This is a genomic window from Mycobacterium parascrofulaceum ATCC BAA-614 (genome assembly GCF_000164135.1).
GTDB classification, from domain to species: Bacteria; Actinomycetota; Actinomycetes; order Mycobacteriales; family Mycobacteriaceae; genus Mycobacterium; species Mycobacterium parascrofulaceum.
The window spans coordinates 1,284,707-1,297,120 of sequence record NZ_GG770553.1 but is presented as its reverse complement, the minus strand read 5'-3'; the positions used below and the strand labels follow the sequence as shown (position 1 = coordinate 1,297,120).

15 protein-coding genes are annotated in these 12,414 nt (G+C 73.0%); 7 read left to right on the top strand and 8 right to left on the bottom strand.

Annotated elements, in window-relative coordinates; translation table 11 throughout:
- The 3 genes from HMPREF0591_RS06090 to HMPREF0591_RS06080 all read left to right on the top strand — a co-directional run.
- A partial coding sequence (locus HMPREF0591_RS06090; protein ID WP_040621241.1) for a phosphatidylserine decarboxylase occupies window positions 1-492 on the top strand: 492 nt, incomplete at its 5' end.
- Window positions 489-1,352, top strand: a complete 864-nt coding sequence (gene pssA, locus HMPREF0591_RS06085; protein WP_007167569.1) for a CDP-diacylglycerol--serine O-phosphatidyltransferase — start codon at window positions 489-491, stop codon at window positions 1,350-1,352. The genes HMPREF0591_RS06090 and pssA, both read left to right, overlap by 4 nt.
- Window positions 1,349-3,526 (top strand): AAA family ATPase, encoded by a 2,178-nt coding sequence (locus HMPREF0591_RS06080; RefSeq protein ID WP_007167568.1) that lies wholly within the window; start codon window positions 1,349-1,351, stop codon window positions 3,524-3,526. Before pssA ends, HMPREF0591_RS06080 begins: the two co-directional genes overlap by 4 nt.
- Here HMPREF0591_RS06080 and HMPREF0591_RS06075 read toward each other — a convergent pair.
- Window positions 3,500-4,096, bottom strand: a complete 597-nt coding sequence (locus HMPREF0591_RS06075) for a TetR/AcrR family transcriptional regulator (RefSeq protein WP_040621239.1) — start codon at window positions 4,094-4,096, stop codon at window positions 3,500-3,502. The genes HMPREF0591_RS06080 and HMPREF0591_RS06075 overlap by 27 nt on opposite strands.
- A gap of 21 nt (window positions 4,097-4,117) precedes the next feature.
- Here HMPREF0591_RS06075 and HMPREF0591_RS06070 point away from each other — a divergent pair, with 21 nt between their 5' ends.
- Window positions 4,118-4,903, top strand: a complete 786-nt coding sequence (locus tag HMPREF0591_RS06070) for a DUF2867 domain-containing protein (protein WP_007167566.1) — start codon at window positions 4,118-4,120, stop codon at window positions 4,901-4,903.
- Entirely contained in the window at window positions 4,900-5,796 is an 897-nt protein-coding gene (locus HMPREF0591_RS06065) for an SDR family NAD(P)-dependent oxidoreductase (protein ID WP_040621237.1), read from the top strand. The genes HMPREF0591_RS06070 and HMPREF0591_RS06065 overlap by 4 nt, the downstream gene beginning before the upstream one ends.
- Window positions 5,797-5,899: 103 nt before the next feature.
- Here HMPREF0591_RS06065 and HMPREF0591_RS06060 read toward each other — a convergent pair whose 3' ends face one another.
- Genes HMPREF0591_RS06060 through HMPREF0591_RS06030 form a run of 7 tightly spaced genes read right to left on the bottom strand, consistent with a single transcriptional unit; the run spans window position 5,900 to window position 11,046 of the window.
- Window positions 5,900-6,712, bottom strand: a complete 813-nt coding sequence (locus tag HMPREF0591_RS06060) for an enoyl-CoA hydratase/isomerase family protein (protein WP_007167564.1) — start codon at window positions 6,710-6,712, stop codon at window positions 5,900-5,902.
- Window positions 6,709-7,731: a TIGR03617 family F420-dependent LLM class oxidoreductase gene (locus HMPREF0591_RS06055; RefSeq protein ID WP_007167563.1), complete on the bottom strand. Its 1,023-nt coding sequence runs from the start codon at window positions 7,729-7,731 to the stop codon at window positions 6,709-6,711. Before HMPREF0591_RS06055 ends, HMPREF0591_RS06060 begins: the two co-directional genes overlap by 4 nt.
- Window positions 7,732-7,752: 21 nt before the next feature.
- The gene (locus tag HMPREF0591_RS06050) at window positions 7,753-8,379 is read right to left on the bottom strand and encodes an LON peptidase substrate-binding domain-containing protein (protein WP_007167562.1); all 627 of its coding nucleotides are present in this window, start codon (window positions 8,377-8,379) and stop codon (window positions 7,753-7,755) included.
- On the bottom strand, window positions 8,379-9,509 hold the full coding sequence (locus HMPREF0591_RS06045) for a glutamate--cysteine ligase (RefSeq protein WP_007167561.1): 1,131 nt from the start codon (window positions 9,507-9,509) through the stop codon (window positions 8,379-8,381). The genes HMPREF0591_RS06050 and HMPREF0591_RS06045 overlap by 1 nt, the downstream gene beginning before the upstream one ends.
- Window positions 9,499-10,218, bottom strand: coding sequence for a superoxide dismutase[Cu-Zn] (sodC, locus tag HMPREF0591_RS06040; protein WP_007167560.1), 720 nt, complete (start codon window positions 10,216-10,218; stop codon window positions 9,499-9,501). Before sodC ends, HMPREF0591_RS06045 begins: the two co-directional genes overlap by 11 nt.
- Window positions 10,219-10,242: 24 nt before the next feature.
- A complete protein-coding gene (locus HMPREF0591_RS06035; RefSeq protein ID WP_040621236.1) occupies window positions 10,243-10,719 on the bottom strand; it encodes a LytR C-terminal domain-containing protein in 477 nt (158 codons plus the stop codon).
- Between the two features lie 18 nt (window positions 10,720-10,737).
- Window positions 10,738-11,046 carry a nucleoid-associated protein NapA gene (locus tag HMPREF0591_RS06030; protein WP_007167558.1) on the bottom strand — a complete coding sequence of 103 codons (309 nt, stop codon included), beginning with the start codon at window positions 11,044-11,046 and terminating at the stop codon, window positions 10,738-10,740.
- A 201-nt stretch (window positions 11,047-11,247) separates the two neighbouring features.
- Between HMPREF0591_RS06030 and HMPREF0591_RS06025 the strand changes: the two genes are divergently transcribed.
- Both HMPREF0591_RS06025 and HMPREF0591_RS32975 read left to right on the top strand, forming a co-directional pair.
- Window positions 11,248-11,841 carry a peptide deformylase gene (locus HMPREF0591_RS06025; protein WP_007167557.1) on the top strand — a complete coding sequence of 198 codons (594 nt, stop codon included), beginning with the start codon at window positions 11,248-11,250 and terminating at the stop codon, window positions 11,839-11,841.
- Window positions 11,841-12,414: GNAT family N-acetyltransferase, cg3035/Rv0428c family (locus HMPREF0591_RS32975; RefSeq protein ID WP_007167556.1), on the top strand; the 574-nt coding region annotated here is incomplete at its 3' end. The genes HMPREF0591_RS06025 and HMPREF0591_RS32975, both read left to right, overlap by 1 nt.

Here is a 12,414-nt window from a genome sequence, read left to right as displayed (position 1 = left end):
GTGCCGCCGACCCGCCCCGGCGCGATCGTCGCGCCGGCCGACGGGGTGGTGTGCGTGATCGACGCTGCCGCCCCGCCCGCCGAACTCGGCATGGGCGAGGCGCCGCTGCCGCGGGTCAGCATCTTCCTCTCGCTGCTGGACGCCCACGTGCAGCGCGCGCCGGTGAGCGGTGAGGTGATCGCCATGCAGCACCGGCCCGGGCGGTTCGGGTCGGCCGACCTGCCCGCCGCCAGCACCGAGAACGAGCGCACCAGCCTGCGCATCCGCACCCCCACGGGCGCCGACGTGGTGGCGGTGCAGGTGGCCGGCCTGCTGGCGCGGCGCATCATCTGTGACGCGCGGGTCGGAGACAAGCTGACGATCGGCGACACCTACGGCCTGATCCGGTTCGGTTCCCGGCTCGACACCTATCTGCCGGCCGGCGCCGAACCGCTGGTCCGGGTGGGCCAGCGCGCGATCGCCGGCGAGACCGCGCTGGCCGAGCTGCCATGATCAGCGAGCCGCGCGGCAGGCGGTCGGTGAACCTGCAGATCCTGCCCAGCGCGATGACCGTGCTGTCGATCTGCGCGGGGCTGACCGCGATCCGGTTCGCCCTCGAACACCAGCCCAAGGCGGCGATGGCGCTGATCGCGGCGGCCGCCATCCTGGACGGGCTGGACGGGCGGGTGGCCCGGATCCTGGACGCCCAGTCGCGGATGGGCGCGGAGATCGACTCGCTGGCCGACGCGGTGAACTTCGGGGTGACGCCGGCGATCGTGCTCTACGTGACGCTGCTCGGCAGGTCCCCGGCCGGCTGGGTGGTGATCCTGCTCTACGCGGTGTGCGTCGTGTTGCGGCTGGCGCGGTACAACGCGCTGCTCGAGGACGGCAGCCAGCCCGCGTACACCCACGAGTTCTTCGTCGGCATGCCGGCGCCGGCGGGCGCGATCTCGATGATCGGCCTGATGGGGCTCAAGCTGCAGTTCGGCGAGGGCTGGTGGACCTCGACGGTGTTCCTGTGCGTCTGGATCACGGGGACGTCGATGCTGATGATCAGCAAGATCCCGATGCGCAAGATGCACGCCGCGGCCGTGCCGCCCAGCTGGGCCGCGCCGCTGCTGGCGCTGCTGGCGATCTGCGCGGCCGCGGCGGTGCTGGCCCCCTACCTGTTGATCTGGGTCATCATCGTCGCCTACCTGTGCCACGTGCCGTTCGCCGTGCGCAACCAGCGCTGGCTGGCCGCGCACCCCGAGGCGTGGGCCGACGAACCCCGGCAGCGGCGCGCCGCCCGGCGCGCGATCCGCCGGGCGCAGCCGCATCGCCGGTCGATGGCGCGGCTCGGGCTGCGCAAACCGGGCGGGCGCCTGCCATGAGCCGGCCGGGCGACGAAGCGGCCCGTCAGCTCACGCTCACCGCGCGGTTGAACACCTCTGCCGTCGACTCGCGCCGCGGCGTCGTCCGGTTGCATCCGAGCGCGGTCGCCGCGCTGGGCATCCGGGAGTGGGACGCAGTGGCGCTGACGGGTTCGCGGACCACCGCGGCGGTGGCGGGCCTGGCCGGGCCGGACACCCCGGTCGGCACGGTGCTGCTCGACGACGTGACGTTGTCCAACGCCGGGCTGCGCGAGGGCACCGCGGTGATCATCGAGGCGGTCACCGTCTACGGCGCCCGCTCGGTGACGCTGTCCGGCTCGTCGCTGGCCAGCCAGTCGATCTCGCCGGTCACGCTGCGGCAGGCGCTGCTGGGCAAGGTGCTGACCGTCGGCGACGCCGTGTCGCTGCTGCCCCGCGACCTGGGCCCGCCGTTCTCGACGTCGGCCGCCGCCCGCGCGCTGGCCGCGTCGGTCGGCATCAGCTGGACCTCGGAGCTGCTCACCGTCACCGGAGTGGACCCGCGCGGGCCGGTCAGCGTGCAGCCCAACTCGCTGGTGACCTGGGGCAGCGCGGTGCCGTCCGGGGCCTTGCCGTCGCAGGAGTTCGTCGATGTCGCCAGCCCGGAGACGGTTGTCGAGGAGCTGAAGGGTTCGCAGCCGCAGGCGGCCAAGCTCGCCGAGTGGCTCAAGCTCGCGCTCGACGAGCCGCACCTGCTCAAGACGCTGGGCGCCGGCGCCAACCTCGGCGTGCTGGTGTCGGGCCCGGCCGGGGTCGGCAAGGTGACGCTGGTGCGCGCGGTGTGCGACGGCCGCAGGCTGGTCAGGCTGGACGGCCCGGAGGTGGGGGCGCTGGCGCCCGACGACCGGCTCAAGACGGTCGGTACGGCGGTGCGGGCCGTCCGCGACGGCGGCGGCGTGCTGCTGATTACCGACGTCGACGCGCTGCTGCCGGCCACGCCCGAGCCGGTGGCCGCCCTGATCCTGGGCGAGCTGCGCACCGCGGTGGCCACCGAGGGCGTCGCGTTGATCGCCACCTCCGCGCGGCCCGACCAGCTCGACGCCCGGCTGCGCGCGCCGGACCTGTGCGACCGGGAGCTGAGCCTGCCGCTGCCCGACGCGGGCACCCGCAAGGCGCTGCTGGAGTCGCTGCTCAAGTCGGTGCCCGCCGGCGCGCTTGACCTGAATGAGATCGCCGCGCGCACGCCGGGTTTCGTGGTCGCCGACCTGGCCGCGCTGCTGCGGGAGGGGGCGCTGCGGGCGGCGTCGCGGGCCAGCACCGACGGCCGGCCGCCCGAGCTGAGCCAGGAGGACCTGCTCGGCGCGCTGACGGTCATCCGGCCGCTGTCCCGCTCGGCCGGCGAGGAGGTGGCCGTCGGCGACGTGACCCTCGACGACGTCGGCGACATGGCCGAGGCCAGGCAGGCGCTTACCGAGGCCGTGCTGTGGCCGCTGCAGCATCCCGACACCTTCGCGCGGCTGGGCGTCGAACCGCCGCGCGGGGTGCTGCTGTACGGGCCGCCGGGCTGCGGCAAGACCTTCGTGGTGCGCGCGCTGGCCAGCACCGGGCAGCTGTCGGTGCACGCCGTCAAGGGTTCCGAGCTGATGGACAAGTGGGTGGGCAGCTCGGAAAAGGCCGTCCGCGAACTGTTTCGGCGTGCCCGCGACTCCGCGCCGTCGCTGGTGTTCCTCGACGAGATCGACGCGCTGGCGCCGCGGCGCGGGCAGAGCTTCGACTCGGGCGTGAGCGACCGGGTGGTGGCCGCGCTGCTCACCGAGCTCGACGGCGTCAACCCGCTGCGCGACGTCGTCGTGCTGGGCGCCACCAACCGGCCGGACCTGATCGACCCGGCGCTGCTGCGCCCGGGCCGGCTGGAGCGCAGGGTGTTCGTCGAACCGCCCGACGCCGCCGCGCGCCGCGAAATCCTGCGCACCGCCGGCAAATCCGTTCCGCTCAGCGCCGACGTCGACCTCGACGAGGTGGCCGCCGGGCTGGACGGCTACAGCGCCGCCGACTGCGTGGCGTTGCTGCGGGAGGCGGCGCTGACCGCGATGCGGCGCTCCATCGACGCCACCGACGTGACGGCCGCCGACATCGCGGCGGCGCGCCAAGTCGTGCGCCCCTCATTGGATCCGGCGCAGGTGGAGGCGCTACGGGCCTTCGCCAAAGCTCCGTAGCACGGCCAGCGCGGACGCCGCGACGTCGTCCTCCAGCCAGGCGGGCATCGGGTCGTCGTGGGCGTGCCGGCGCACCACCGCGTAGGGCAGGTCCGCCACCGCCCGCGCGACCGCGTCGACGGACCGCGGCTTGTCGTCCCCGTACAGCCGGCGCGCCAGCACCGCGATCCGCTCGGTCAGCGGCGCGTTCATGGCGGCCAGCGTTTCCCGGAACGCGGCGTCGGGCTCGTCGTCGAGCAGGTCGCCGGGCCGGATCGTCAGCAGCAGCCGGGCATCGTCGGGCAGCTCGCGCGCGAAGCCGACGGCGGACACCGCCATCGCCACGGCGGTGTCCGTGGGCGTCTCGCCGCCCGCGGCCAGGGCGCGCGTCTGGAAGCGTTCGAGCGCCCGCAGCCACGCCGCGGTCAGGATGCCGTCCCGGTTGCCGAACCGGTGATAGAGGGTGCCGGCGGGCGCGCCGCTGGCCTTGGCGATGGCCGCGACGCTGGCCGCGCGCGGTCCGCCGGCGAGCACCAGCGCCCGCGCGGCGTCGAGGATCACATCGGTTTCGTGCTTCCGCGGAGGTGCCACGATCTAGTATGGTCCTTCTATATGGAACGATTACCCTATATCGATGAGGATGCCATAACCGTCGACGCCGGGCGCGCGGACACGTGGTCCGCGCTGGTGCGGGTGCTGTGCCGGGACCCGCGCGACCCGGCGACCGTGCCGGCCGGCTTCACCCTGGACGAGGCGCGGGCGCCGGCCCGGTTCGCGCTGCGGGGCCGGCACCCCTTCGCGGTGTACCGGTGGGTGTTCGAGCTGGAGGAGGAGCCGGGTGGCCGCACCCGGCTGCGCGCGGCGACCTGGGCGGCCTTCCCGGGCGTGCACGGCAAGGCCTACCGCGCGCTCGTGATCGGCACCGGCGGGCACCGGGTCGTGGTCCGGTGGACGCTGAACCGCATCGCGCGCGCCGCCGAGCTGGCCGACTACACCGACGTCTTCGAAGTGCCGCTCCCCCAAGGTGATTCGCGCACCGCCGAGGAGACGTTCCGCGACGCCCTGCGGGATGGACCCGGCGGTGGTGTCGTCCCGTGGATCCACCGCCACGTCCTGAGGTTCGACCTCGGCCCGCCTTCGTCGCCCGATCACCTCATCGGCTGGACGATCGCCCGCTCGGATCGCGACGAACTCGTGCTGACCGCGAGCGGGCCGCTGATGCGCGGCGAGCTGACGCTGCGGCGCCGCGAGGACCGGCGCGCCAGCCTCACCACCCGCGTGCACTACCGCCACAGGCTCACCGCGCGCACGGTCTGGGCCGTCGTCGGCCCGCTGCATCGGGCCGTGGCGCCACGCCTGATGGCCCGCACCGCGCTGTGGCAGCCTATAGCGGCATGACCGAACACCGGACCGCGCGCGACGTCGTCGACGGAATCGACCTGTCCGGCAAGGCGTGCGTGGTCACGGGCGCGTCCTCCGGGCTGGGGCGCGAGTCGGCCCGGGCGCTGGCCGCCGCGGGCGCCCACGTCGTCCTGGCCGCCCGCGACCCCGCGGCCCTGGCCGAGACGGCCGGGTGGATCGCCGCCGGGGTGCCGGGTGCGCGCACCTCGACCGTCGAGCTCGACCTCACGGCGCTGCCGAGCGTGCGGGCGGCGGCTCGCGCGATCGGCGACATCGCCCCGGCCGTCGACGTGCTGATGAACAACGCCGGCGTGATGTTCACGCCGTTCGGCAGGACGCGCGACGGCTTCGAGATGCAGATGGGCACCAACCATTTCGGCCATTTCGAACTCACCCGGCTGCTCGTCCCGCAGCTCGCCGCCGCCGGCGCGGCCCGGATCGTGAACCTGTCGTCGGGCGGTCACGCCCTGGGCGACGTCGACTTCGACGATCCGCACTGGGAGCGGCGCGATTACGACAAGTTCGTCGCCTACGGCGCCTCGAAAACGGCGAACATCCTGCACGCCGTGGAGGCCGACCGCCGCCTGCGCGACGCGGGAATCCGCGCCCACGCCGTCCATCCCGGCACCGTCGGCACCTCGCTGGCCCGGCACATGTCCCGGGCCGACTTCGCGCGGCTGCGCGAGTTGGCCGGCGGGCCCCTGGACGTCGTCGCGGCCGACCGCGGCGCGGCCACCCAGGTGTGGGCGGCGGTCGGCCCGGAGCTCGCCGGCCTGGGCGGTTTGTATCTCGAAGACTGCCGGGTCGGCGAACCGGCGCCCTACGCCCGCGACGCGGCGCGCGCGGCCCGGTGGTGGGAACTCTCCGAAACGTGTTGCGACAGCAGGTGAATTCCGGGGTGCCGCCACGCATTCGCGGGTGAGCGTGGGGCGGTGTTTTCGGCGGATCCCCGCCCTGGGCGCACCCTCGAGTGCGCCGGCGCACGCTGGATGCTCACGGCTCGGGCAGCGGCGTCCAGTCTCGGGACAGCCGCGACGTGAACGACGGCGGCCGCCGCTCCACGAACGCGGCGACCCCTTCGCGCGCGTCGGCGCTGCCCATCACGCGTCGGTGCAGCCGCGTTTCCAGCGCGGCCACCTGGCGCGGGGTGTAGCCGTTGATCGCGGTGTCCCACAGCAGCCGCTTGCTCAGGGCCGCCGACAACGGCGCCACGTTGACCGCGATGTCGCGGGCCACCCCGACCGCGTGGTCGAGCACCCGGTCGGCGGGCAGTGCCCGGTTGGCGAGGCCGAGCCGCGCGGCCTCGGCCCCGTCGAACGTTCGCCCGGTGAGCAGCATGTCCGCCGCCACGCCCAGCGTGGTCAGCCGGGCCAGCGTCCAGTGCGCCATGCAGTCGGGGATCGCCCCCCGGCGGACCTGCACCACACCGTATTTCGCGTCGTCGGCGACGATGCGCAGGTCGGCCTGCAGCGCGATGGTCAGGCCGATGCCGATCGCGTGGCCGTTGACGGCGGCGATCACCGGCTTGCGCAACTCGAAGGCGGCCGGGGTGATCGGCGACGCGGAGAATTCGTCGCCGGGGGCGTCGAACGGGCTTGTGCCGCCGGAGAAGTCGGCCCCGGCGCAGAAGGCGCGGCCCGCGCCGGTCACGACGATGGCCCGGACGTCGTCGTCGCCGTCGCAGTCGGCGTACGCCCGGCTCAGCAGCGCGCCCATCTCGGCGGTGTAGGCGTTGAGCCGCTCGGGCCGGTTCAGCGTGAGCACCGCCACGCCCTTTTCGACGTCGACCGTCAGATCCGGGCTCATCGCAGCGCCGGGGCGCGATGCAGGGCGCCGATCAGGTCGGCGAGGTCCGCGGCGGCCGGCGTGTAACCCGGGAAGTAGCAGCACACTTCGCCGGCGTGTCCGGCGAACCGGTCGGCGATCTGCCGCGCGCATTCCTCGGGGGTGCCGACGATCCCGATCCGGGCCACCACCTCGTCGCCGATCAGGCGGCGCATCTCGGCGAACCGGCCCTGTTTGGACAGCGCGTTGAGCTCGGGCTGGACGTCGGCCCACCCCTCGGCCTCGAGGACGGGCCGGTACGCCGGCGTCGACCCGTAGAACGAAATCAGCGCCGCCACACCGTCGATCGCGGCGGCCAGGTCGGCGTCGTCGCGGCCGACGGCGACCATGGCCTGGGCGATGATCTGGAAACCGCCGGCCGTCCGCCCCGCGCGGCGCAGCCCCTCGGCGATCGCGGGGACGGTCCGCTCGGCGAAGTGGCGGGCGCTGTTGAACGGCATCACCAGCAGGCCGTCGGCCACCTCCGCGGCCGTACGCGTCATCACCGGACCCAGCGCGCCCAGCAGCACCGGCGGCGGCCCGAACGGGTTGGGGCCCGGGTTGAAGTTGGGCGCCATGATGGTGTGGGTGAAGAACTCGCCGCGAAAGTCCAGGCGGCGCTGCCCTTCCCAGGCCGCGAAGATCGCCTTGATCGCGCCCACGGTTTCGGCCATCAGCGCCGCCGGGCTCTCCCACCTACTGCCGTAACGCTTTTCGATGTGGGCCTTCACCTGCGAGCCCAGGCCCAGCCGGAACCGGCCGCCGCTGTAGAGCTGCAGGTCGTAGGCGGCGTGGGCCAGGTGCAGCGGACTGCGCGGCGGGGCGATCGCCACGTTGGTCATCAGGTCGAGCCCGGTCGTGCCGGCCGCGAGGAGCAGCGGGAAGAACACGTCGTGCTGGCCCTCGAAGGTGAACAGGCCGTCGGCGCCCGTCGCCGCGATCTCGGCGGCGCTGGCCGCCGCGCGCACCGGCGATCCGTCGACCTGCAGCTGTACCTTCATCTGATCCCCTGTCGGACAGTCCTATTCGGAGAGCTGGAACTCCACCACCTCGGCGACCGCGTCGACGGCCTCGCGCAGCGCCGCCACGCGCTCGCCGGCCGACGGCGCCGAGAGCACCGTGTACCGGTCGGCCGTGCCGATCGGGATGCGCGCGGCCAGCTCGTACAGGCGTCGTCCGGGATCACCGGCCGGGTCCTCGCCCAGCAGCGCCGCGCGGTCGGGCAGCGGCACGCCCCGCGCGTCGGCGATCCGCGCGAACAGGGCCATCGCCCGGTCCTCGACGTCGAGCAGCTGGGCCGCGGTGACCGGCTCGCCCGGCTCGTCGGGCCACGGGGTCACGGTCGCCCGCGGGTAGGGGTCGTCGGGCAGCCACGCCGACACCCGGATCCGCTCCCCGGTCCGGCAGAGGATCGAGTACCGGCCCGCGCCGTGCTCGACGCATTCGGTGATGGTGGCCGAAACGCCCACCTCGCAACGGGAGTCGCCGCCGCCGACCTCGCGTCCCCGCGAGATCAGCACCACGCCGAACGGATCGCCGGTGTCCAGGCAGTGCCGCACCAGCGCGGCGTAGCGGGGCTCGAAGATCCGCAGCGGCAGGTCCTGGTCGGGCAGCAGCACCGACTCCAGCGGAAACATCGCCAGCTCCATCAGATCTCCAGCTCGCCCACCAGCGCGTCGACGACGGCCCGCAGGTCGCCGTCGTGTTCCTCGGCGACCCGGCGCTGCCGCTGGTACGAGGCGCCGCGGCGGGGGATGTCGGCCACCGCGGCCAGCTCGTCGACGCAGTCCAGCGATTTGGCGACGGGCTCGAGCCGGTTCAGCACGTCGTCGAGGTCCTCGGTGACGAGGCGCTCGTTGCTGTCGGCGTCCTGGATGATGATCGCGTCCAGCCCATAGCGGGCGGCGCGCCACTTGTTCTCCTGGTTGTGCCAGGGCGGCATGGTCGGCAACGTCTCGTCGGCCTCCAGCCGGCGGTCCAGGTCGACCACCAGGCAATGCGTCAGGGCCACCAGCGCGCCCAGCTCGCGCAGGTTGGACACGCCGTCGCAGACCCGCACTTCGATGGTGCCCAGGTGCGGCGAAGGCCGGATGTCCCAACGGACTTCGTCGACATGGTCGATGATCCCGGTCTTCTTCTGGTCGTAGACGAACCCCTCGAACTCCGCCCAGGTCTGGAATTGGAACGGCAGGCCGGCGGTGGGCAGCTGCTGGAACATCATCGCGCGGTTGCTGGCGTAGCCGGTGTCCACGCCGGTCCACCACGGCGACGACGCCGACAGCGCCAACAGGTGCGGGTAGTACTTCAACAACGACGTCATGATCGGCATCACCTTGTGCGCCGAGGAGATCCCGACGTGCACGTGCACGCCCCAGATCAGCATCTGCCGCCCCCACCACTGGGTGCGCTTGATCAGTTCGGCGTACCGCGGCGCGTCGGTGAGCTTCTGGGTGGACCACTGCGCGAACGGGTGGGCGCCGGCGCTGAACAGCTCCATGCCCCGGTCGCGGACGATCCGGTGCGTGGGGCCCAGGGTCTCCCGCAGATCCTCCATCGCCTCCCCGGCGGATCTGCAGACACCGCTGACGACCTCGACCGTGTTGCGCAGCAATTCCTTGTGCACGCGCGGGTTTTCGCCGATCTCGGCGATCACCGCCGTGGCCTCGTTGCTCAGGTCGCGGGTCCGCGCGTCCACGAGCGCGAACTCCCACTCGACGCCGAGGGTCGGCCGCGGCGAACGGGCGAAATCGATGCGCGCGTTATGCCTGTTAGCCGGCACCGATCACACCGCATGCCACCCGCTTGCCGGCGTCGCCCGTGCTCATCGTCGTCTGGTCGGGGCCCGGCGTTCCGTTGCTCTGGCTGTAGCGCTCCGGCGGGATGTTGGCGAAGTTGTCGGCGCCGGCGTGGATGATGATCGCGGTCTTCTCGCCGGTCATCAGGTCGTCCATGGCGAACGCGTCCGTGGTGGTCATCAGCATCCCGGACCCGTCCTTGCGCACCTGCAGCGAGGTCAGGTCGCCGCTGGCGGGCTCGGCGGCGTGCCCGGGCGCCTGGAAGTGCCCCCCGGCGGAAAGAAAGTCGCCCGGCGCGCCGCCGGTCGGGGCGACCGAGTTGGGCTCGCACTTGCCGACCTTGTGGATGTGCACCCCGTGGAAGCCGGGCGTCAGCACCCCGTTGGCGGTCGTCTCGATGGTGACGGTGGCGTAGCCGTTGTTGAACTGGAACGTGGCGGTCGCGACCTGGGTGCCGTCGGGCGCCTTCAGGTGGGTGACGACGCTCGGGCCCGACGGGGCGGCGACGGGCCCGCCCTCCGGGGTGCCGGCCTCCGCCGGCGCCGGCGAACCGGTCCACACCGCCGGCGTGGTGCCCGGCGAGGACGAGGCGTGCTGGGGCGACGAACACGCGCCCAGCACGGCGACGCAGGCGGCGGCGGAAAGCGCGGAAACGGTGACGGCGGCAGTGCGGTGACCAGCGAGCTGAGGCATAGCGGAAGCCTAGCCGCTGCCGGGTCAGCCCGTAACGAGGACGATGACCCCGGGCGGCTGGCCGGCCAGCGCGGGGATGCGGGGTTCGACCGGGGCGCCCAGGTTCTTGCCCACCGCGTCGGCGGTCGCGTGCTCGTCGTCGGCGTCGGTGTAGTACACCGTCGTCGCCGACACCTCCGGCACGGTCAGGTTGTCGACCTTGGTGACCTTGAAACCGGCGGACGTCAGCTGGTCCTTGGTCTTGGCGGCCACGCCCTCTTTGGAGGAGATGTTGTAGACCTGCACCTCGGCCTGGTTCGCGGCGGGCTTGGTGCTCGTCGGCGTGGCCGACGCGCTGGTGGTGGTCGCCGGGGAGGCGGCCGACGCCGAGTCGTCATCGGAGCTGCCGGACGACCCCAGCGCCTGCCAGCCGAGCAGCAGGAAAATGACCCCCAGGAACAACAGCACCATCACCATCGCCCGTAGGGGAAGCCCCGTGGAGTCGGGGACTCGCTCTTTCATCGAGCCCACTGTAGCGAGTCAGGTCACCTCGAAGCCGAGGCGCCGCGCCGCCCGCGCCTTCTGGCGGCTGGCGCGCAGCCGCCGCAACCGCTTCACCAGCATCGGGTCGGCGGCCAGGGCCTCGGGCCGGTCGACGAGGGCGTTGAGCACCTGGTAGTAGCGCGTCGCCGACATGGAGAACAGCTCTTTGATTGCTTCTTCTTTTACGCCCGCGAATTTCCACCACTGACGTTCGAAGGCGAGGATGTCGTGTTCGCGGCGGGTGAGGCCATCTGCGATCTCGGCATCGTCCCCCGATCGATTTGCCCGCGCCATGGCGCTGTCCATATAGCTTCCCCTGGACCCTTCCGGCGAATTCTCGGCTGCTCTGATGACTTGACTTACCTGAGGGCGTGTTTCGGCGAATATTGAACCACGGCGCAAACCCTCAAGCCGTCATCCAGACCCGCGAGTCGGCCGATTGGCTCAGATTGCCCGCGGAAGATCGCCGGCTCCGACCCGCCCGGGCGTGCGGTAGCTTAGCCGACCATGGCAGTCGTACCGATCCGGATCGTCGGCGATCCGGTCTTGCACACCCCGACGCAGCCGGTGCCCGTCGGCGCCGACGGTTCGCTGCCGGCGGACCTGGCGGCGTTGATCGCCGACATGTACGACACCATGGACGCCGCGCACGGAGTCGGCCTGGCCGCCAACCAGATCGGTGTCGGGTTGCGGGTCTTCGTCTACGACTGCGCCGACGACCGCGGCCGGACCGACCGGCGCCGCGGCGTGGTGGTCAACCCGGTGCTGGAAACCTCCCAGATTCCGGAGACCATGCCGGATCCGGACAACGACGACGAGGGCTGCCTGTCGGTCCCCGGCGAGTCGTTCCCGACCGGCCGCGCCACCTGGGCGCGGGTCACCGGCCTGGACGCCGACGGCAAGCCGGTCGAGATCGAGGGCAGCGGCCTGTTCGCGCGCATGCTGCAGCACGAGACCGGGCACCTGGACGGCTTCCTGTACCTGGACCGCCTGATCGGCCGCCACGCCCGCAGCGCCAAGCGCGCCGTCAAGTCGCACGGCTGGGGCGTGCCCGGCCTGTCGTGGCTGCCCGGTGAGGGACCGGACCCCTTCGGCCACTGATGTTCTCGTGGCCGGACCCGGGCACCCGGGTGACGCTTCGCTACCGGCGCCCGGAAGGCTCGGTCCCGCCGCTGACCGATGCGGTGGGACACCTGCTGGCGGTCGACCCGGTCGTGCGGGTCCGGACCAAGTCGGGCGCGGTCGTCGAGGTCCGCCCCGACGACGTGGTCGCGCTGCGGGTGCTGACCGACGCTCCGGTGCGCACCTCCGATATCCGCGCGCTCGAGCGGGCGGCCGCCGCCGCGTCGCCCGGCGCCGAAGAGGCCTGGCTTCAGGGCTGGCTGCTGCGCGCGGGAAATGGAGTGAATGTCGCTGTGCCGCTGGATGTTTCGGCCAATCCCGGCGCCGTCCCCGCGATCGCGGCCTGGTACCAGCGGCGCGGCCTGGCGGGGCGGCTGTGCGTTCCGGACCGCCTGCGGGCGCTGCCGCCCGGGCGCGACGCGCAATACACCGAACGTGTGCTGGTGCGCGACGTCCCCGCGGCGGCATCGGGCGGACCCGGCCCCGGCGGCGTGCGCTGGGTGGGCGTGTCGGCCGGCGGCGACGACGAATCCGTCACGGCGGCCTGCGAAG

Coding starts and splice junctions, on each gene's coding strand:
- pssA (WP_007167569.1), top strand. CDS start 489: ATGATCAGCGAGCCGCGCGGCAGGCGGTCGGTGAACCTGCAGATCCTG.
- HMPREF0591_RS06080 (WP_007167568.1), top strand. CDS start 1,349: ATGAGCCGGCCGGGCGACGAAGCGGCCCGTCAGCTCACGCTCACCGCG.
- HMPREF0591_RS06070 (WP_007167566.1), top strand. CDS start 4,118: ATGGAACGATTACCCTATATCGATGAGGATGCCATAACCGTCGACGCC.
- HMPREF0591_RS06065 (WP_040621237.1), top strand. CDS start 4,900: ATGACCGAACACCGGACCGCGCGCGACGTCGTCGACGGAATCGACCTG.
- HMPREF0591_RS06060 (WP_007167564.1), bottom strand. CDS start 6,712: ATGAGCCCGGATCTGACGGTCGACGTCGAAAAGGGCGTGGCGGTGCTC.
- HMPREF0591_RS06055 (WP_007167563.1), bottom strand. CDS start 7,731: ATGAAGGTACAGCTGCAGGTCGACGGATCGCCGGTGCGCGCGGCGGCC.
- HMPREF0591_RS06050 (WP_007167562.1), bottom strand. CDS start 8,379: ATGGAGCTGGCGATGTTTCCGCTGGAGTCGGTGCTGCTGCCCGACCAG.
- sodC (WP_007167560.1), bottom strand. CDS start 10,218: ATGCCTCAGCTCGCTGGTCACCGCACTGCCGCCGTCACCGTTTCCGCG.
- HMPREF0591_RS06035 (WP_040621236.1), bottom strand. CDS start 10,719: ATGAAAGAGCGAGTCCCCGACTCCACGGGGCTTCCCCTACGGGCGATG.
- HMPREF0591_RS06030 (WP_007167558.1), bottom strand. CDS start 11,046: ATGGACAGCGCCATGGCGCGGGCAAATCGATCGGGGGACGATGCCGAG.
- HMPREF0591_RS06025 (WP_007167557.1), top strand. CDS start 11,248: ATGGCAGTCGTACCGATCCGGATCGTCGGCGATCCGGTCTTGCACACC.